16 protein-coding genes are annotated in these 19,467 nt (G+C 44.4%); 8 read left to right on the forward strand and 8 right to left on the reverse strand.

Annotated elements, in window-relative coordinates; translation table 11 throughout:
• Positions 1–32: 32 nt before the first annotated feature.
• Positions 33–968 (forward strand): TolB family protein, encoded by a 936-nt coding sequence (locus tag F0364_RS10415; protein ID WP_153797714.1) that lies wholly within the window; start codon positions 33–35, stop codon positions 966–968.
• Entirely contained in the window at positions 965–1,435 is a 471-nt protein-coding gene (locus F0364_RS10420) for a DUF6265 family protein (RefSeq protein WP_153797715.1), read from the forward strand. Before F0364_RS10415 ends, F0364_RS10420 begins: the two co-directional genes overlap by 4 nt.
• Here the strand turns inward: F0364_RS10420 and F0364_RS10425 are convergent, their stop codons facing one another.
• On the reverse strand, positions 1,436–2,533 hold the full coding sequence (locus tag F0364_RS10425; protein WP_153797716.1) for an amidohydrolase family protein: 1,098 nt from the start codon (positions 2,531–2,533) through the stop codon (positions 1,436–1,438).
• A 302-nt stretch (positions 2,534–2,835) separates the two neighbouring features.
• Complete coding sequence (locus F0364_RS10430) at positions 2,836–3,978, reverse strand: PepSY-associated TM helix domain-containing protein (protein WP_153797717.1); 1,143 nt, start codon at positions 3,976–3,978, stop codon at positions 2,836–2,838.
• Positions 3,979–4,398: 420 nt separating this feature from the next.
• Between F0364_RS10430 and F0364_RS10435 the strand changes: the two genes are divergently transcribed.
• From F0364_RS10435 to F0364_RS10455, 5 genes are all read left to right on the forward strand, one after another.
• Positions 4,399–6,579, forward strand: a complete 2,181-nt coding sequence (locus F0364_RS10435; protein WP_207632603.1) for a TonB-dependent receptor plug domain-containing protein — start codon at positions 4,399–4,401, stop codon at positions 6,577–6,579.
• A 209-nt stretch (positions 6,580–6,788) separates the two neighbouring features.
• Complete coding sequence (locus F0364_RS10440; protein ID WP_153797719.1) at positions 6,789–7,619, forward strand: helix-turn-helix domain-containing protein; 831 nt, start codon at positions 6,789–6,791, stop codon at positions 7,617–7,619.
• A gap of 276 nt (positions 7,620–7,895) precedes the next feature.
• The gene (locus F0364_RS10445) at positions 7,896–8,336 is read left to right on the forward strand and encodes a nuclear transport factor 2 family protein (RefSeq protein WP_153797720.1); all 441 of its coding nucleotides are present in this window, start codon (positions 7,896–7,898) and stop codon (positions 8,334–8,336) included.
• A 45-nt stretch (positions 8,337–8,381) separates the two neighbouring features.
• Entirely contained in the window at positions 8,382–8,786 is a 405-nt protein-coding gene (locus F0364_RS10450; protein ID WP_153797721.1) for a nuclear transport factor 2-like protein, read from the forward strand.
• Between the two features lie 27 nt (positions 8,787–8,813).
• Positions 8,814–9,257 carry an ester cyclase gene (locus F0364_RS10455; RefSeq protein ID WP_153797722.1) on the forward strand — a complete coding sequence of 148 codons (444 nt, stop codon included), beginning with the start codon at positions 8,814–8,816 and terminating at the stop codon, positions 9,255–9,257.
• Positions 9,258–9,385: 128 nt separating this feature from the next.
• Here F0364_RS10455 and F0364_RS10460 read toward each other — a convergent pair whose 3' ends face one another.
• On the reverse strand, positions 9,386–10,084 hold the full coding sequence (locus tag F0364_RS10460) for a response regulator transcription factor (protein WP_153797723.1): 699 nt from the start codon (positions 10,082–10,084) through the stop codon (positions 9,386–9,388).
• 164 nt (positions 10,085–10,248) lie between these two features.
• On the opposite strand from F0364_RS10460, the gene F0364_RS10465 reads away from it, so the two are divergent.
• Positions 10,249–10,620 carry a co-chaperone GroES gene (locus F0364_RS10465; RefSeq protein ID WP_153797724.1) on the forward strand — a complete coding sequence of 124 codons (372 nt, stop codon included), beginning with the start codon at positions 10,249–10,251 and terminating at the stop codon, positions 10,618–10,620.
• 152 nt (positions 10,621–10,772) lie between these two features.
• On the opposite strand, the gene F0364_RS10470 is transcribed toward F0364_RS10465, so the two are convergent.
• The 5 genes from F0364_RS10470 to F0364_RS10490 all read right to left on the reverse strand — a co-directional run bounded on the left by F0364_RS10470 (position 10,773) and on the right by F0364_RS10490 (position 19,462).
• On the reverse strand, positions 10,773–11,708 hold the full coding sequence (locus tag F0364_RS10470) for a glycoside hydrolase family 17 protein (protein ID WP_207632604.1): 936 nt from the start codon (positions 11,706–11,708) through the stop codon (positions 10,773–10,775).
• A 1-nt stretch (position 11,709) separates the two neighbouring features.
• Positions 11,710–12,606, reverse strand: coding sequence for a glycoside hydrolase family 17 protein (locus F0364_RS10475; RefSeq protein WP_153797725.1), 897 nt, complete (start codon positions 12,604–12,606; stop codon positions 11,710–11,712).
• 392 nt (positions 12,607–12,998) lie between these two features.
• The gene (locus tag F0364_RS10480; RefSeq protein ID WP_153797726.1) at positions 12,999–14,441 is read right to left on the reverse strand and encodes an MFS transporter; all 1,443 of its coding nucleotides are present in this window, start codon (positions 14,439–14,441) and stop codon (positions 12,999–13,001) included.
• A 118-nt stretch (positions 14,442–14,559) separates the two neighbouring features.
• Positions 14,560–18,009 carry a 1,3-beta-D-glucan phosphorylase, GH149 family gene (locus F0364_RS10485; RefSeq protein WP_153797727.1) on the reverse strand — a complete coding sequence of 1,150 codons (3,450 nt, stop codon included), beginning with the start codon at positions 18,007–18,009 and terminating at the stop codon, positions 14,560–14,562.
• A gap of 610 nt (positions 18,010–18,619) precedes the next feature.
• On the reverse strand, positions 18,620–19,462 hold the full coding sequence (locus F0364_RS10490; protein ID WP_153797728.1) for a glycoside hydrolase family 16 protein: 843 nt from the start codon (positions 19,460–19,462) through the stop codon (positions 18,620–18,622).
• Positions 19,463–19,467: the final 5 nt, after the last annotated feature.

The raw sequence follows: 19,467 nt of genomic DNA on the forward strand, positions 1-19,467 counted from the left end.
ACCCGTTTGCTTCCTTCATAAAAATCCTGCTTATGATAAAGTACATCCTTCTTGCATGTGCCTGTATGCCCCTTGCTTTAACCGCGCAAAAAATTGCTTACAATATTGTTTACAATGTATATGAAGATACCGCCAGGGGCAACTATGATATCTATATCATGAACCTGGACGGCAGCGGTAAAAAGAATATTACCAATCACCCTGCGGTAGACTGGGTTTACAACACTTACGAAGACAAAGTGTTTTTTATCAGCGACCGCGATACCTGCCACCGCTGCTTCTTTTTGTATGAGATGGATGCCGAAGGCAATAACCTGCGTAAGGTAAGCAACCTGCAACTGGAAGACTCCTGGATGGACAGCCGTGGCAATGGAAAGGAATGGATTGTATCCGGCCGTAAAGGTAAAGAGCTGCGTGCCCAGCTTTTTTTGTTAAACGTAACAGATGGCTCTTACCGCCAGTTAACCACAGATACCGCCGCGCTGCACCTTGACCCCGCTTTCTCCCCCGATGGCCGGCAGGTAGTGTTCCGCTACAAAAGAGACAGGCGTAACAGGGATATGGCTACGGAGCTTTGGTTAATGAATACCGATGGCAGCAACCTTCACCAGCTTACCAGCTATCCCGAAGATGATACAACGGCTGCCTGGCATGCCTACAAAGCAGGCCCGCCGCGCTGGAACCATAAAGAAGACTTTATTACTTACCAGTCTTTACAAAAAAGCGATTATCATTTGTACGCCATAAGCCCCGATGGAAAGAAAAACTGGAAACTTACCAGCAATAATCTTAACGAAGGCTGGCATGACTGGAGCAGCGATGGCAACTGGCTGGCCATAGAAATGTTTGACAGGGGGCAAACGCATTTTGATATTTACCTTTTCAACTGGCAAACAAAAGAGCTTAAGCAATTAACTGATAGCTGGAAGTTTGAACAGGCGCCTTCATTTGTAAAAGTAACGTTATGATGAAATTTTTCTGTTGGGCCATGTTATGTGCAGCATTCGCCTTTCATCCGCGGCAACATGACAAAGAAACATTCAACCGCCTTGCCGCCCTGCAGGGCACATGGATGATGAAAACACCCCGCAGCATTATTTTTGAAAGCTGGCAACAAGCCAACGACACACTGATGCAGGTTACCAGTTACCGGCTTAAGGGCATTGATATGCAGTTGCAGGAACGCATTGCGGTAACCATTAATAACGGCGGTATTTATTACACGTCGCTGGTAGAAGGCCAAAACAACGGCCAGGCCATCAGCTTCAGGTTAACCAGGGCAACGGAAAATGAATTTGTGTTTGAAAACCCGCAGCATGATTTTCCTAAAAGGATAGTGTACAAAATAGCAGCAGCAGATTCCCTTCATGCTTTTATAGACGATGGGGCTTCCTCCAAAAAACGCAGCGATTTTTATTATAAGAGGATAAAATAGTTATTGCGGAAACAGGCTCTTATCAATATTAGGTATAATGCGCAAAGCATTTTTATAATAAACTTTACGCAGAATATCATCACTAAGGCCCATGCCATACATACGCCAGAAAGCATGGTATTTTTTGTGGTAAGGAAAGTATTCATCCGTAGTTTCCAGCACACGAAAGTAAGTGGCGTATTCATCGGGCACCCAACTGTCTTTACCAAACAAAATCCTGTCCTGGTATTTGGTAAAAAACGCTTTGGCCATAAGCGGTTGCCTGCCCAGTTCAGCTATTACAGCGCCAAATTCAACCACAATATTGGGCATGGCCGTAAGCAGGCTGTCAAGCTTATGTAAATCGTTGGCATACCAGCCAAAATGAGCGGCAATAAAAGTTGTGTTAGGGTGCTTTTTAAACATGCGGTGCTGCTCTTCAATCAATGTCTCCCAGGGCACGGGGTTGTTGGGCCCACGTTTTCTGCCCGGGTGGGTAACCAGTTCCAGCCAGCGCTCATTATGCTCGTCAATATCGTCCCAAAAAGGTTTGGGGTCGGCAGTGTGTATTAGAACAGGAATATGCAATTCGCCGCATTTCTGCCATATAGGGTCAAGCCGTGGGTCATCCACCGCTACGCGTTTACCCGTGTTGTCATTTACAGAAAACCCAAGGTTCTTAAATACCTTCAGCCCGTTTGCGCCATTCTTCACATCATCTTCCAGTTGCTTAACGGCTTTTTCAGTCCAGCCGGCGCCGCCTACCCCGTCAAATTCCACGTTGGCAAATACGATAAAGCGGTTAGGATATTGCTCTTTTACATTAGCCGTCATGCGTTGCAGGCCGCTGCCATTGCCGCCGCTCAGGTTCACCATTACTTTCATGTTCAGCGCATCCATATCTTTCACCAGCCCGCCCAGGCTGCCGTTCTGCATGCCCCATTGATGGTTGTGCACATCAATAAACGGAAACTTTGCATGTGTAAGTTTATGCTCCGGAACTACCAGTGTAGAGGTTGGCTCGTACTTTTCAAAATCAATGGTTTTAGAACCCTGGCATTGCGCATGCTGTACCAGTACAACAGCCGGTGCCAGTAATTTAAAATACCTGCTGCTCATAAGTATAAAGTGTGAGGGAAAACAATAACCACAATGATAGCCGTAAAACAAACAGTAAAGAAATTTTTTCCGTAGCCGGTAACCCAATGGCGGTAAAATGCTGCGCATTTTGTTTTTGTTATGGGCCCGGCAGAGGGAACAAGCATGAGGCTTTCGTTGCGTCGCACTCTTGTACGTCCTGAACATTATTCATCAGCTACTGCCGCAATATGCCCTGTACAAAGGAAACGGTGCTGAACATTACCCAGCTATACAAAGCGCTAACCTTAGGGCAGGCATACTTTATTAGCCGGGGTATTTGCTTATGCAGGAACAGGCGCCGCTTGCCTGGATGGCGCCTTACGGGCAGCGGGCTTAACCGCTTTTTTTCGTTTCTTATACCAGAGTATAAACCCTGTTACTGAAAGCAGGCCGGTACATAAACCGCAAACCGTATAGAGCAACTGTATAGCCATGCCGCCATACCAGCCATAGTGCAGTTCATGCATTAGTTTGTCGGCTTTTTTGTAAGTAGGCGTATTGGCAGGGGTAATGATTTTCTCAACAGACTGGCCGGCAGCCGCAAGTACAATTTCAGTATCAAATTTGCCACCTGTAAGCCGGCTGCTTTGCGGCGTATTGCCCTTTAGTTTTATTACAGGATGGGCAGGCTTGGGAAAATCTATAACGCCGGGCATAAACCCCGCCACTTTACTGCTGTTAGCGTCCACAATCGCATCCAGAGAAAAGTTGATGTCATTGGTGGTAAACTGTTTTCCGTTGGCCGTTTTATATTTGCCTTCGTCTTCATGGTGGCCGGGCAACAACTCATTGCGGTGCATGTAAAAACCCGTGGCTGCTATCACCAGGTTAAACACAAGTGTACTAACGCCAACCAGCTTATGCATATCTGAGCTAATGGTTTTTGCGTTTTTATTCCACCGTATGCCTATGCGAAAAACGCTCAGTAAACTTTTTCTGTAAAAATAAATACCGCTTATGGTGGTTATAAACAAGGCCAGCCCCATCAATGCCACCATAATTTTGCCTGCCCTGCTCAATAAAAACTCGGTATGCAGTTTTTTTACAGCATGTACTATACCGGCATCTTTAGCCCTGGCGCCCATATAGGCCCCTGTGTATTGGTTATAGAAAACCTGTGTTTTGCCTTCATGCCCTTTTTCCACATCTGCATACAATGCCAGGGTTGGATACTGGTTTTGCAGTTCCATTTTATTGATGCGGTAACCGGGATATCTTTTCTTTAAGTCGGCAGCAATAATGTCAAGGGATGCTTTTTTAGCGCCAGGCGTTACTGTCATGATGCTGCCGTTAAGTGCCGCATCGGTTTCGCCTCCAAAAACAAGCATGGCGCCGGTTATGGTTAAAAAGAGTATCATAACACCCGCATACAGCCCAAGCCATTGGTGAATGGTAAATACCTTCTTATTAACTTTTGCGCCCATAATTGGCGGCAATATAAGTTCCGGCCTGCTGGTTTATTTATACAATCGGGAAAATTATTTGGTTTTCACCAGGAATTTGTACCCCCGTATAAGGAGGAAAATTCTTTACAAACAGAGCAGTATAGCAGCAGCGTGTTGCACCCACGGGTGAGGGATTGAAGCGGTTACCCCGGTGAAGCCGTCGCAGCAGGGCTTTGTGCCGGAGTAATAGCACAGCCGAGGAAAAGCAACTGAATGTTGCTTTGACGAAGGTTGCGAACGCAGTTCTGCCCGGCCCGAGGTACGAGGGGCACCCCCTAAAAATTTCAAAGTAAAACCGCATAATAAAAGCTTTTTCCTTATCTCGCAAACAGCTTTTCCCGATTTCTACAATGGTTGCCGTTGCAGCGCATGACTTTTGCACACCAAATCATTCTGCGGATGCACCTTACAAAATTTTACCCCCTTTTACTATGTGTTACAGGCTTTATTGCAGCTTCGGCGCAGGATAAAGCAGCCAATACAGATACCCTTAATGCCAAAGAAACCGGCCAGGTTACAGTAGTGGCCAAAATAAGCGGCACTACCATTGAGCCGGGCAAAATTATTTACAATACTAAAGACCTGCCGGTATCAAGGGCTGGTTCCGCAGGTGATATATTGAAGTTTATGCCGTCTGTAGCTGTTGGCGGCCCTCCCGGTGTGCCAAGGGATATACGCTACCGTGGGCTGGAAAAATCTTACTCGCTGGTGTTGATTGATGGCAAGAACTCGGGCCTTACAGGCAATACCCGCGAAACCATACTTAACCAGATACCCGCTTCGGCCATTGACCATATTGAAATCATTTCTAACCCCGGCCCGGAATTTGACGGGGAAGGCGTTAACGGGGTTATCAATATTGTACTTAAAAAGGGCGCCCGCCAGTCAGGTGTGCATGGCAATGCCACAGCGTCCGTTGATAACCTGGGCGGCTATTCCGCTTCTACCAACCTGGCTTATAAATCATCCAAAGGATGGGAGTTTTTTGGTGGGCTTGACCATTACCGCATGCACTGGACAAACAGCCGCCTGATGATTGATAACCAGCAGATTTCTAAGTATAAAGCAGATGGGTCGCCTGACGGGCTTCAACGCACAGACGGCAGGGAAAAACGAAATACACCCAATACTACGTTAAGGGCCGGCTTTAGGTTTGCCCCTTCTAAAAACAGCAGCTTTACAGCCGAATATACCCGCGGCATACAACAGGAAGACAAATATAAAACCACCGATACCCGCAACCTTAAAGCCGATAACAGCTTTAAAGATCGCACTTTTAGAGTTGAAGACAGGCATGATGTGATGACCTACGACCAGGTGCGGCTTAACTACATGCTTACCTTCCGCAATAAATCATCGCTTACGATAGAAACCAATGGCTTGCTAAGCAGCCAACGTACGCCACGTACCACCACCGATCAAAAACTTACCGAGGCCGGGGAGCATGTTAATACACAACCGGCCATTACCAACACCGCCGAAAACAGCAAAGACAAAAACATTTTTACCCAGGCGGATTACCGGTTGCCCATAGGTAAGTTCTTTACACTGCAATCCGGTTACAAGCACAGCTACCGAAACCGGGATGCGGAAAAGTGGGACGATAAATACAACTACAATACAGGAAAGTTTGACCGCACCCAAAAGCATACCGACAACTTTCAGTACACAGAAAATATTCATGCGGCCTACCTGAAAGGCACCTGGCGCCGTGGCAGGTTTAATGCGGATGGCGGCCTGCGCTACGAGAATACCGGCATACATTCCGCCACACCGGATAACAGCTCTTCTGCAACCGGCAGCTATGGTGTTTGGCTACCCAACCTTAACCTCTTCTATAATATAGATGCTACACAATATGTAAAGGCCAGCATAGGCCGCCGCATACGCAGGGCAGGCTTTAAAGACCTTAACCCCTTTGAAGACCAGAGTGACCCTGCAAAATACAAAAGCGGTAACCCAGACCTGAAACCGGAAAAAGCCTGGTTATGGGAAGTGGGTTATCTTAAAAACTTTAAATGGGGCAATGCGGGTATTAACCTGTTCAGGAGAGACCTGGTTGACATGATCAGCAAAGCAACCCTTGATTACCAGTTGCCCGGCGGAGAAATGATCCTTTACGAAAAACCGGTTAACGTTAACAAAGCCTATGTGCAGGGCCTTGAGCTGATGGCCGGCTTTAACCTGTTTAAGTGGATGGACCTGCAGTTGAATTACTCCCGTTTTGGTTCTAAAGTATTACAGGATTCTCTTTACAGCGGGGACGCGGTAAAAGACCAATACGACTGGAGTGCCAAAACAATTGCCAATTTTTACCTGCCTACCCAAACATCCCTTCAGTTTGCATGGAATGCTATAGGCCCCAAGGTTAGCAACACTAAAAAAGAAAAAACCATACAATATTTGGATGCGGCAATAACGCAAAAGCTGCTTAAGAATACAGATATATTCCTGCGTGTGTCTGATGTGTTTGCTACCAACAACAAAGTGTCAGAAGAAATAACTGCGGCGCAATACAAACAACAATGGCAAAATGGTGTAGGCCGTGTGTTCTACATTGGCGCCAGCGTTACATTTTAATAAGCTTACATTTTAAACAACCGTCTTGCAGGTGTAACCTGCAAGACGGTTGTTTTTATGGGCCCGGCAGAAGGAATAAGCATGAGGCTTCCGTTGCGTCGCACACTTGTACGGTTGGGTCCGCTATGCGGCACATTACCACACTAACAGCTCTTCAATCACAGCCAGTTTATGCCTTTAAACCTTACCTTTAACTACACACCCGCACCATGCTATACCGGAAATTTTCACCATGCAGTACGTTGCAGCCATTTGTGGAATGCTATTTTGTATGGCAGTCTCAAGAAGATAAAGCGCTGCTTGTAGAATCTCCACCCAGCGGCTATTGCTCCATTGTGTTTAATTATGGTTGTGATTATGTGGTAAAGAACAAAAAGTACGAGCGGCTGGTGGTACCCCGCCAGTTTGCTGCCGGCCAGTCTATTTACAGTTACAGTTTATCGCTAAACGGTCCTGTAGGTATGGCAGGTATTGTATTCAAGCCCGCCGCGCTGGCCACCCTTTTTAAGCTTAGCACATTTGAGTTTACGGAAGAACGTATTGACCTGTATAAAGTACTTAACCCATCCTGCGTATTCAACTACCGTCAACGCATCATGCTGGCGGACAGCATTGAACAAAAAGCCCGCCTGCTGGAAGAATTCGCTATGCTGCAATACCTGCAGCATGAGCCGCAGCCCGATGCCATAGACGAGGCTGCCAACACCATTGTTGCCAAAAACGGCATGCTGAACATTACAGAACTGATGGAAGGCATTTATATGTCACGCAGAAACTTTGAGAGAAAGTTTTTTCAAAAAGTGGGCCTTAGCCCTAAGTATTATGCACGCATACGCCGCATAGGCTACCTGTGCAACATGATTGCTGGCAAACAAAAAGCAGATTGGCCCAGCCTGCTCTACGAATGTGAATACTACGACCAATCGCATTTTATTAAAGACTTTGAAGAATTTACCGGCCGTACGCCACAGCAGTACCTGCAGGAGAATGCTGAACTGGCCAGGCTGGTAGAGAAGCCTAAGCAGCAATCATTAATGTAGTTTGATACGATTGGGGGTTTCATGAATACAGTGTGAAATACATAAGCCTGCTGCACAATGCTGCATAGAGAACAAAGCGTACAAGTGAGTGACACAACCACAGCCTTATAGCAGCAATGAAGTACGTCCACAAAGAATCAGCATTATATGGGTTGGCTAACCGCATAAACAACTTGTCGCATTTTTACAATGTAAGGGCTTTGCAGCTTCCTAATTTAGCATAACAAAAGCGGTAAAACCGCAACCATACATTCACCCACAAATAATTGAAACGTTATGTTAACCGTTGTAGAACAACAACAGGAGCTTAGCCTGAAAAATGCCTGCGTGGCATTCATGTTTGCTTACCAGCAAAAAAATATTGACAAAATGATGAGCCTTTGCAACCCGGAGGGCGAAGTGCATTTTACCCCTATGGGCGATGCCGGTAAGGGCAAGATAGGCGAACTGGGCAAAACCATCTGGACAATGCTGATTGACTGCTTTCCGGATATTGACAATACGCTGGATGCCGCTGTTGCCGAAGATGAATATACCGTACGCTGCCAGGTGGTAATAAGGGGCACGCAGAAAAAAGACTTTGCTGGTATTGTAAGCAAGGGCCTGCAATTTGACAGCGACCACATTTTCATTTTTCACCTGGATGACAACAACAAAATAGACAGTATACAAATTACCTGGAACCACGAAGATTTTAAGCGCCAGTTAGGCAGCTAAGCAGCAACTTATATGCTAATTCCTTAACGCTTAAATTGATTTGCCATGAACATACAGGAACGGGCAGCCATGCTTCACAACATTGGAAAAAAATATGTTGTAAATGGCCTGGGCGCAAAGAATTTTGACGCTATCCCGTACGATGAAAATGTATCTCTGCGTGCCCCCCTTACTGCGGGTGGCAGCTGGCAACCACTTACAGGAAAAGAGCGGTTAAAAAATGAGTGGTGGGGCCCATTGCCAACCCTGGTAGGCAAAACAGAACTGATTGACAGCTTTGTGAACAATGATGCCAGCGCCGTTACCGTTGAATTTCATTGTGAGATATTAAACCCCTGTTGCACATTAAGAATTATAGACAGGTTTAAAATAAATGAAGCAGGCTTAATTACTGAACAGGAAAACTTCTTTGATCCAAGAGCAGTAACAAATCCACCTGAAAATGTTTAACGCTTTTTGTGCCAAAAAACCTGTTTCATGATGAACATACCCGCACAGCACATATTAAAGGGCATAAAGAACAACTCCTGCATAGCATTTATGTTTGCTTACAGCCAGAAGAATGTTGAACGCATGATAAGCTACTGCAACCCGGGCGGTTCCATTTATTTTGAACCGCTTGGCGATGAAGGAAGAGGCACAATAGGTGTGCTGGGTAAGCAAATGTTTAATGCTTTTACAGAAAGTTTCCCGGATATGAACAGCATGCTGTACACGGCCATTAAAGAAAATGAGCATACCGTACGTTGTGTGGCTACAGCCAGGGGTACGCAGCATAAACCCTTTGCCGGCATACCCAGCAAAGGCCGTAGGTTTTACAGCGATTATATACTCATATTTAAGCTTGACAGAAATAAAAAAATAAACAGCATTAACATAAGCTGGGACCACCACGAGCTGAAAGCGCAACTGGGTTCCTGAAGCTTTAAGGCTTTCACCGGAGTTTACACATACTGAAAAAACCTGTTCATTCATGAACAGAGTTCGAATTCGGGGGATAAAAAAAGGCCGGTTTCAATAACCGGCCTTTTACACTGTATAATAGTTTATTAATCTTTCACTACCAGCCTGAAACCGTTGCCATGTATATTTACGATTTCAATGTTCTCATCATCTTTAAGGTACTTGCGCAGTTTGGCAATGTACACATCCATACTGCGTCCGTTAAAGTAGGTATCGCTGCCCCAGATTTTCTTTAATGCCCTTTCACGTGGCAGCAGGTCGTTCTTATGTTCGGCCAGCATTTTCAACAACTCGTTTTCTTTAGGAGAAAGCGTTTGGGTTTTGCCATCGTGTATAAGCTCCCGCAGTTTGGGGTTAAAGTGGTACTTGCCCAGGTCAAACTCCATGTTCTCATTTTCCCTGTTCAGTTCTTCGTTGCGCTTAAGAATAGCTTTTATTTTAAGCAGCAACACTTCGCTGTCAAAAGGTTTGGTAATGTAGTCATCAGCGCCCAGTTTATACCCTTGTATAATGTCGTCCTTCATAGTTTTAGCGCTGAGGAAGAACAGTGGAATTTCAGGGTCAATGTCCCTGATTTCTTCGCCAAGCGTAAAGCCATCCATGTTGGGCATCATTACATCCAGCAGGCATATATCAAACTTTTCCCGCTGAAAAGCAGCCAGGCCCAAACGGCCATCTCTTTCAAGGGTTACATCGTAATCATTTAGCTCAAGATAATTCTTCAGTACCATCCCCAGGTTCGTATCATCTTCACACAATAAAATTTTGTATTTCTTTCCTTCCATTTTATTTACGGTTTAAGTTTCAACAAATAAATATAATCAATTAGTGTGCCTGTGCAAACTGAAAGTAATATTTTGTTAAAGGTAATGCTCACCGGCATTACAGATGTACAGCGGCTGACACAAGTTTAACCTGGCTGTTTATTTTTGCATTTTAAAAACAAAAGATGTTGTTAACGCCGGATAATAAACTGAAGAAACTTATAGTAATAGGAGACCGTTTATTGGTAAAACCTTTACAGGCTAACGAACGCACGGCCAGCGGTTTATATCTGCCGCCGGGCGTTCAGGAAAAAGAAAAGGTTCAGCAGGGTTACGTTATAAAAAGCGGGCCGGGTTATGCCATACCTATGCCTGCGGATAATGAGCCCTGGAAAAGTGAAGAGGAGCAGGTTAAGTATGTACCCCTGCAGGCAAGGGAAGGAGACCTGGCTATCTTTTTAGTTAGCGGCGCTACAGAAATTGCATACGAAGGAGAAAAGTACTTTATCGTTCCCCAGAGTGCTGTACTGTTATTGGAGCGTGAGGAAGATTTGTAGCATTGGCCATGCTTAATAAAAGCAGCGATCCTGAAACAAATTTTGCTTGTTGCCCGTAATTCAATGTTTATCCCTTAAGGATTAAGGGCTCAAGCCCGAGCCACGTATTAATCTACAAAGCCTTTTATAAGGAACTTTCCGGCAAAGGCTTGTTAGAAATTAGTTTGCGGCTGCCGCATGGCCAGTTTTGGCGTTCTGTTTGTTTTATACAGGCCCCAGTGTTTTTCCGGTTCATTGAGATCCGGGGAACCTTTCCAGGATTCATCAAACGCTTCAAAAAAGAAAACAAGAACATCGTTTGTTTCAGACCATCGCATTAAATCTTCAAAATATGTTTTTTGATTTTGCTCATTTACATGCTCTGGGTTTATGCCCCTGCCGTTTGAGTTGGTAGCCCAACCGGCTTCTGTAATAATTACGGGTTTGCCGGGATAAACCATAGCTACAGATTCGTAATTTTCTTTTGTGTATGCTATTGATTCGTGTATATGCTTATACTCCCATACAGGATATGTGTGTACAGAGATAAAATCCACTGCTTCGGCAAGGGGCTTAAGCTTATTTAGCCAGGGCACATAGTTTTCGCAAAAAGTAACAGGTTGCCTGGCATGCTGTTTTACTTTTTGCGCAAACCCTGCTACCCTGCTTACTGGTACATAGTGGTCCGTCCAGTCAACACATGCTTCATTGCCTACCGAGAGGCAAAAAATAAGATCGGAAAACTCATTTGCCCATTCTATGAGCGTCAGGATTTTTTCATCATTTTTTTGCCTGTTTTCTTCTAACCTGCATTCATCATAAACACCCCCGCCCCATGGGCAGCCAAGGTTGTTCATCTCCGCTTCTATGTAAGCGCCCATCATTACTTTAAAACCGAATCCCTCATTTCTGATAACTTCCAAAACCGTTTTGGCGTGCTCATCACAGTCATATAAGCGCAGGTACTTCCAGTGGGGTTGAAGTATAAGTAAATCTTCTTTCACCTCATTGTACGATGGACAAATGCCACCAGGCTGCTGCCCATCCCTGTATCCTGAATAACAAATGGCCTTTCCCGGTTGTATATTGAATGCCTTAAAAAAATCCATATCAGAATTTGCTTTTTTCATGTTTATCCCAAATACCCCAGTAAGCGCCCACGGTGCCTTCAGCGCCTACTTTCCAGGATTCATCAAAAGAAGAAAAGTAGAAAACCGGGATATTATCATTGGCAGACCATAATTGCGTATTAATAAAATAATCCCTGGCGTTTTTTCCGGAGGGTACTGCGCCCTGCAGGTTTTCGCCCTGGCTGGGCCAGCCGGTTTCTGTAATAATTACTTCTTTTCCATTGCCTGCGTTTTGGGCCTGCAAGAACATTTGCTTCATGTAGTCTAATGAACTTTCAAAAGGGCAGCCCTCCCAAAAAGGGTAGCAATTACAGAGTATTACATCACAGGCTTCTGTAATGGCAGGCCGGTGAGAAAATTCATAATACGCATCTACATATCCTACCGGTACATGTGGTATCTGCAATTTTACGTACCTTAAAAAACCAAGCAACGCTTCCTCGGTAAGGTCTTTTCTGTACATTACTTCATTGCCAACCGCGGCAATATCTACAAGCCCCTTTTTTGCCAGCGTTATCAGCCCTTCTATTTCCCTTTGGTTTATTCCGGGGTCATTTCCCAGCCATGCGCCAACCAGCGTTTTAAGCCCCATTTCTTTAGCAATTTTGGGTATATATTCATTTCCATCCGTACATGAGAAAGATCTTATCCATTTTGTGTGCGGCCTTAATATTTCCATTCTTCGCCTTACCTGCGCTTCGGAAATTACATCTCCCGGCTTTTGGCCATCTTCGTACAGGCTGAAGCAAAAGCCATGTACACCGTTTTCGAGAATTTCGGCAAACAAATCCTTTAACGCAGCTTCAGACTCCCCTGCTATATAACTGCTTTCAGCGTCTGGCCTGAGGGATAAGACTTGTTCTTTCCTGTATGACATAACAGTATTATTTAAGTTGTGATTGTAGCATTAAAAAACAATATTGCCCGGTTATACTGTGCAAGGGGTAAAATTGTGAATTTTTTTTATGAGCCGGGCTGCATTACTGCCATTAACCGTCTGTTGCGTCGCACTCTTGTACGTTCTGTTCGCTATTCAGCATTGTGCAACACCATTAGTTACTGTTGCATACTGCAATTAATAACTGCAATACCGGCTTGTATTGCATGTACCGCAATAATGCTTACCGCATTATCCTTTTGCATGGGTACTTTACAAACACTTAAGCGGGTTTGCATTACTTGCCGCGCAGAGATATACAGTACAAGTGAGTGACACAAGGGACGATGATAGCAGCAATGCAGCTAAGGCCAAAAAAATTAAGAATAATGTTATAAATCTCCTCTTCTTTTTACTAACTCTTCCCTTATTTCCTTTGCCCTTTTTTCTGAAATATTATAACCCCACATAACAATGATGGCAAGTAACCCTGCAACAGACGGAACTATAATATCCGCAATGCGCAATGCTGTGATGGTGGCTGGCGCCTGTGCCTTTGCATTCTGATCGAAACCCACGCTGCTTAGTATAACACCACTGAGAAACAATGCAAGTGAGGTGCCGAGTTTTACCATCCACCAATATACAGCGCCGAACAGGGCCTCTTTGCGTGGCATGCCATTTTTTAGTTCATCATAATCGCACACATCGGCCGTCATACTCATCATAAGTGTAAATAAACCGCCTATACCGAATGACATTAACGGTATGGGCATAAACAATAACCAGGGATTGCCGGGATGGAAGCCCCACCACTTTAATGAATACCCGAAGATGGATATGACAGTAGAAACGATAAACGCATTTCGCTTTCCTATTTTGGTGGACATGTATGTGATGAATGGTATTACAAGTATTGCCGTAGCCAAAGCGCTTACCGTACCAAACCATGCAGGCCATTGGCCAGCGGCCTGCTGGTCTCCATTGTACATATAAAATATGATGATAAAAAATGCAAACTGCGCTACAATCTGAAAGCCATTAAATACAAAGAATGTTGCACCGCATAAACGCAAAAAGGGCTTGTTGGTAATTGTTTTTTTAATGTCGTGAAAGAACCCTTTTAGGTTGGTAACGATACCTTTAAAAGACAATTTTGTTTGCCCCTGCAAATTGGACTGATCTATCTCCTTACAAAAAATTGCAGGCATGATGCCCATTACAAGGCATAATAACCCTACCCAAATGGATAGCTGCCTTACACCTGTGGGCGCATTGGGAAACAGTTCCGGCCGGGAGATGAGGAACCAAAACCATGGCGCTATCATCCAGGCAATCTGCCCCATGATCTGGGACATGGCCATAAGCCTTGTTCGTTCGTTATAATCGGGCGTCATTTCATAACCAAGACCAATCAGCGGGGCCGCAAAGACTGTATATCCTAAATAGAATAAAACGGATACTACCAGGAAGTAAATGAAATTGTAGGTTTCAAAATTATCTCCTTCTATGGGGATTTTTAATTGCCACATTAAAATGAATGCCAGGCCTGTAACTATGGCGCCGCCAAAAATATATGGTTTTCTGCGCCCCCATTTAGATCTTGTGTTATCGGAAATGTAGCCCATTATGGGGTCTAGTACAGCGTCTATAAACCGTGGAATAGCGGCAAGAATGCCTGCTTTGTAGGGGCTCATACCAAAACCCACTACAAGAAAAAACATAAATACACCCAATGAGGCCGGAAGCAACTGGTTGGTAAGGTTGCCGGCCCCGAAAGCAATTTTCTGGCCTATAGGTACTACATCTTTTGGGTCTGTTTTGTGTACGGGCATATCAGTTGGTTTTATTTTTTATAATTACTGTTTGAATGGCTTTTTCCTGTACGGATGGATTAATCTTTTGGTATTTGTAACAACAATAATTTGCATGCTGCGGGCAGTGCGTGTGTATTTATTTTAAACTTGTTTCTTTTATAAAAACTTTTATTACAACCACTTCGCCCGTACGCTTAAACACTGCGGCGCTATCATTTTCTGAAAGTGCGGCAGCGCTGCCTGTTTCAGCACTGCCATCGGCTTTTTGTATTTCAATGCCATCTTGCCCGTGTACCATGTAAATAACCGGTACCTGGCAGTATGTAAAAAACAGCGAACCAGGTGCAAGCTTTATCTCCTCTGTACCTCCACGGGTGTTTACATATTGCACCTGCGTTTCTTTGTTGCAGAATTCATTTCTCCTTAGCAGCAACGGATTAAAACTCAGTCTTCCATTATCTACAAAAATGCCGAGTTCACTAAACCGGGTAAGGATATCTTCCTTTACCTGCCCCGTCATACCGGGCTGCTGTGCGCCTTTACCAACCGGTGTATGCGAGTAAGGGTCTGTTGGAAATGCTCCATAACATTGTGGAGACTTATGCACCCCGATACCTTCATTTATGTCGTAAAAATGCTGAGCCAGGCGCCTGCATGTTTGCTTATCTGCATTTTGCTGTATGGCATGGATGCATACCTCCTGCACTGCAAGCAGCAGCTTAGAAACCATGTGCCAATAAACAGAGCCCAACCCTTCGTACCCGAAAAAAGTACCAGACCTGCCTGTAAATTCTTTATGATTAAATACCTCTTCAAAAATTTGCAGCACTAAGGTTCTTTCGGTTTCCACAAGCGCCTGATAGCGGTTATCCAGGCTGCTTAAAGCCAATTCTGCATCATTTGCGTTTCTAAAGTTTCCGTTGAAGTGTAAACCACCCGACACATCTTTTTCAACAATAGAAAAGTTCTTATCTTCTATCAACTGCTTTAACAATGATGATTTACTTGCAGCTTCCCACGGTATATTGTTTTTGTGCAAAAAACCCGGCAGGTTCTTATCAGGATAAAGCATATAACTATTTTGGCCTGGCCGGTACAATAAGCTTGCTCTCAGTGCATCAAGCAGCCGCAGGCTTTGTTCGGCGGAAAGGCAGCCGGAGCTTAAAACCGCCACCTGGCCTTCCAGCATTTCGCTGAGGCAGGAAACACTTGCCGAATACGCATCGTAAGAAATTAAGTTATACGTGTGGAATAAGCCATCGCCGCGCTTGTTTACTGCAATAGCGTGATCCAAAAATTTGAGCGCATTATTAAAGCAACCAGAAATAAGCTTTGCGGTAAGCCCCTTTTTTTCTCCGTTAAATTTGTTTGTATAAACATTTTCCCTGTAACGGCTTGCCGCGGTGCCCAGTACATCGGTCATTTGTTTTCTTACAGCATCAGTTATACGCGTATGCAGCAAACTTTTATATTGCTCAAATGCGGCAGCGATTTCTTTAAAGAAAATCGCTAAAGATGAGGAAACCTCAATTACGGCAGCAGCGTCTTTTTCAAGAACAGGCTGAAGGAATGTAAGAAACCGCCTCAGGTAGCACAAAGTAACCATTGAAAGCCCATTGCCCACCAATGCGTTGTTGGCATCATTCCATTCCGGCCTCTGCGTATTCATCCAGATGCCGCCACCGGCTACAAAGTTTGAAAGCTTAGCCAATACGGTTGCCAGCACCTTCTCGCCAAAGCTTACGTGGTATATCTCACCGGTTACATCAGTAAGTAATGCGCCATCAGCGCCTATGGCTTCCATTCTTTCACGAATTGCCCTGTTACTTTTATGGTCAAACTCTATGGTATCTTTTGGATTTTGTAAAATAGCCTTATAAGGCTTTATGCGGTATGGAACATTGGCATATACAAACCCATTTTGGTTTAACATTTTTTGAATGCGGCCCGGCTTATGCTTCTCTAAAAATTCAAGAAACTTCAACAGATAAATAACCTGGTGATCGCCCCAGTAGCCAATATACGACCAGGGGTTATCAGGCTCGATTGTTTCCCAGTCAAAACCATCCTTTGTTATACGGTAAGGGTTATAGCCATCAAAAGTAGAAGCATTGAGAAATTTAAAAATCATGCTTTCTATAAATGCCGGGTACGAATGGGCCAATGCTTCCCAGTTCTGAAAAATATCACGCCAGTTGCCCTGGTAATCCAAAATTTTAGAACCATCCATCTCATTTTTTGTGTTAATGGAAAATTGGTTCCAGGGCCGGCTTGGGTCTCCATGCCTCCGGCTGAATTTTAAAGGCAGATACTCTGTACTTAATCTTTGCAAATCAAGGTTTGCTGTGCGGTAAGCAAGCTTATGTAACTCAAACACAGAAAACTGTGCCGGCATTTGCTGCACCAGGTGTTGCGCATTTTCAAATACAATAGTATTGGCTTTGCGCAGGTAGTTTGTAAAGTCCCACTTCTCAATTTGATAGTTATCATCAAAAATCCCACCGCGCATTATATTGAAAAGCACATTGGAAAAATGCCTTGTATCTTTTAAACTGTCTGCGGTAGCCTGCAAACCATCAGATGACGCTACCAGTCTTACCAGGTTTTTGGCGCCGCGTTTTATATCATTAAGCACCTCATCATATAAACCGGTATTACCCTTTATACTCTCTGAAAGTTGAATAACAGCAGCATGGCTTTGGTTTACATTTGCTACTGTCATCCATTCTTTTTCCTCATAAGGGTTAAGCATAAAAACGCTTACTGTAAAATAAGCGCCCTTTTCACCTTTTACATCTTCTTCCTGCTGTACCCGGCCATATCTTCTAAATTCCTTTAGCTGCAGCGCGGAAAGTAAATGTGCAGCTTTTTGTAAGCCCAATGACCATGCTACATTTGCCTTCAATGCCTCACTTGGTTCAGCTTTATCAACAATAACAGCACTCAGGGCAAAAATGCCCAAGCCTGTTTCCGCTATCAGTTCAGAACGCTTATACGCATCGGCAAGATTGCTTGCACGGGTTTGTAAATCGTTACTTACACCATACGGCAAAATGTTTTGCAGGCCATCAAGCATGTTTACCTGCAAAGCTTCCGCGGCATGGTTTGCGAGTTTACATTTTCTTACAAAGCCATACTTATCACTTGAGCACCATTGGTATCTAAAGCTGATTTCCAGGTCTGCATTAACCTCTTCAAATATTACGGAATTGCCATAGCGGCTCTTGTATAAATTTTGCTCGAGATTGTAAACGGCAGCGCTCCGCACGGAAAAAGGCTCCCATACATGCGTAAGCCCGTTTTTAAGTATCCGTACTATTGCCCTGCACCCCGTATGCTCCGCAGATTCAGTTATTTTATCATCTGTGCAGTAAGGAAACAATGCGTAGTCTGTATTTTTTCTTCCTGCACTTATGCCACCGTTACTTGAAACAAACATCCAATGATTAGAATCACTAACAATGCTCATAAAAAATGGCCGCATCGCATCCGCATGCGAAATCTTATAAAAAACTTCACCATCAATTTCAACTTCATCAAGGCCCGTTTGCTTTGCTGTTGCCGGTTGTTGTAATACTGCGTTCACTTTATGCTGTTTTAATTTGCACTTCATTTCAACCTTATGGCGCCCATTGTATGTTAGCGTTTGCCAAGGCTGTATTGCTGCTGTCATCAGCCATTATGTCACTCTCTTGTACATCGGTTCATTATCCGGCAATACATGCGCCATCATGCTTTGCTAGTTATTGCTTAAATAATGAAAGGCCATTTATGTACCCAACAGCATTACTGCTGTTAATCGTCTGTTGCGTCGCACTCTTGTACGCTTTGTTCTTTACTCAGCATTGTGCGGCAACCTTAGTTACTGTTGCCCGCTGCAATTACTGCCTGCAATGACAGCTAATATTCTATGTGCGGCTGAAAAACCGTTCAAACCATCTTCCTTTTTTGCAGCGGTACTTTACATACGCTCAGCAGGGCCGCATTACTTGCCGCGCAGAGATATACAGTACAAGTGAGTGACACAAGGGACGATGATAGCAGCAATGCAGCTAAGGGCAAAAAATGTATTAACTGTATTGGTATTGCAGCGTTTCGGGCAAAGCAATTGCCGCAGGCAAAAAATTGCTTGCCATTATTTAATACCGCAGCGCATACACGGAATAATACCACTATGCTTTGTGTGTATGCAGCAACTATTTTTGCTTATACACTTTTACATAATCTACATACATAGATTGAGGAAAGGGCGTACCGGATGTAGGGAAGCCAACGTAATTGCCGCCTACCGCCACGTTAAGTATAATGTAAAAAGGATGATCATATACCCACTCTCCGGTAACGGCATCCGGCGTGATGCGCTGGAAAAGAAAGTTGTCAACAAAATAGTCAATATAGCCTTCGCCCCACTCAATTGCGTATACGTGGTAGTCTTCATCGAACCTGCCATTGGAAAGGGCATAGGCTTTTGTAATGGAGCCGCCGCCGGAATAGCCAGGGCCATGTACGCTGCCATGATTAATGTATGGCTCCTGGCCCTTTTGTTCCATAATATCTATTTCGCCGCACTGCGGCCAGGGGGTTACATCAATGTTATCGCCAAGCAACCAAAACGCCGGCCAGATACCCGGGCCATAGGGTGTTTTTATCCTGGCCTCGAAACGGCCATAAGACTGTGAAAAATTTCCCTTTGTATTTATCCTTGCGGATGTAAAGCCTGCGCCTTCAAAAGACTCCTGCCGTGCAGTGATTACGAGATTGCCATCACCATCAAGCGCAGCATTGGAGGGCCTGTTGGTGTAATACTGCAGCTCGCTGTTGCCCCAGCCGCTGGCGCCGATATCAAAAGACCATTTAGCCGCATCGGGCAAAGCGCCTGCCGGGCCTGTAAACTCATCGCTCCATGTAAGCTCCCAGCTTCTCTGAGGCAAGGTTTGTACAGCATTTTTTTTACAACTTGCCAATGAAACAGAAAGTGCGGCTACCACGCTTAGCGCTCTAAATAATTTGCCTTGTGTTTTTATATGTAATACTCTCATAATAA

This window comes from Foetidibacter luteolus (genome assembly GCF_009650435.1).
Taxonomy (GTDB): Bacteria; Bacteroidota; Bacteroidia; order Chitinophagales; family Chitinophagaceae; genus Foetidibacter; species Foetidibacter luteolus.

Bases quoted from the DNA above. Each gene is read 5' to 3' on its own strand.
- F0364_RS10490 (WP_153797728.1), bottom strand. From the start codon at position 19,462: ATGAGAGTATTACATATAAAAACACAAGGCAAATTATTTAGAGCGCTA.
- F0364_RS10435 (WP_207632603.1), top strand. From the start codon at position 4,399: ATGCACCTTACAAAATTTTACCCCCTTTTACTATGTGTTACAGGCTTT.
- F0364_RS10445 (WP_153797720.1), top strand. From the start codon at position 7,896: ATGTTAACCGTTGTAGAACAACAACAGGAGCTTAGCCTGAAAAATGCC.
- F0364_RS10460 (WP_153797723.1), bottom strand. From the start codon at position 10,084: ATGGAAGGAAAGAAATACAAAATTTTATTGTGTGAAGATGATACGAAC.
- F0364_RS10455 (WP_153797722.1), top strand. From the start codon at position 8,814: ATGATGAACATACCCGCACAGCACATATTAAAGGGCATAAAGAACAAC.
- F0364_RS10480 (WP_153797726.1), bottom strand. From the start codon at position 14,441: ATGCCCGTACACAAAACAGACCCAAAAGATGTAGTACCTATAGGCCAG.
- F0364_RS10450 (WP_153797721.1), top strand. From the start codon at position 8,382: ATGAACATACAGGAACGGGCAGCCATGCTTCACAACATTGGAAAAAAA.
- F0364_RS10420 (WP_153797715.1), top strand. From the start codon at position 965: ATGATGAAATTTTTCTGTTGGGCCATGTTATGTGCAGCATTCGCCTTT.
- F0364_RS10475 (WP_153797725.1), bottom strand. From the start codon at position 12,606: ATGTCATACAGGAAAGAACAAGTCTTATCCCTCAGGCCAGACGCTGAA.
- F0364_RS10415 (WP_153797714.1), top strand. From the start codon at position 33: ATGATAAAGTACATCCTTCTTGCATGTGCCTGTATGCCCCTTGCTTTA.
- F0364_RS10470 (WP_207632604.1), bottom strand. From the start codon at position 11,708: ATGGATTTTTTTAAGGCATTCAATATACAACCGGGAAAGGCCATTTGT.
- F0364_RS10465 (WP_153797724.1), top strand. From the start codon at position 10,249: ATGTTGTTAACGCCGGATAATAAACTGAAGAAACTTATAGTAATAGGA.
- F0364_RS10430 (WP_153797717.1), bottom strand. From the start codon at position 3,978: ATGGGCGCAAAAGTTAATAAGAAGGTATTTACCATTCACCAATGGCTT.
- F0364_RS10425 (WP_153797716.1), bottom strand. From the start codon at position 2,533: ATGAGCAGCAGGTATTTTAAATTACTGGCACCGGCTGTTGTACTGGTA.
- F0364_RS10440 (WP_153797719.1), top strand. From the start codon at position 6,789: ATGCTATACCGGAAATTTTCACCATGCAGTACGTTGCAGCCATTTGTG.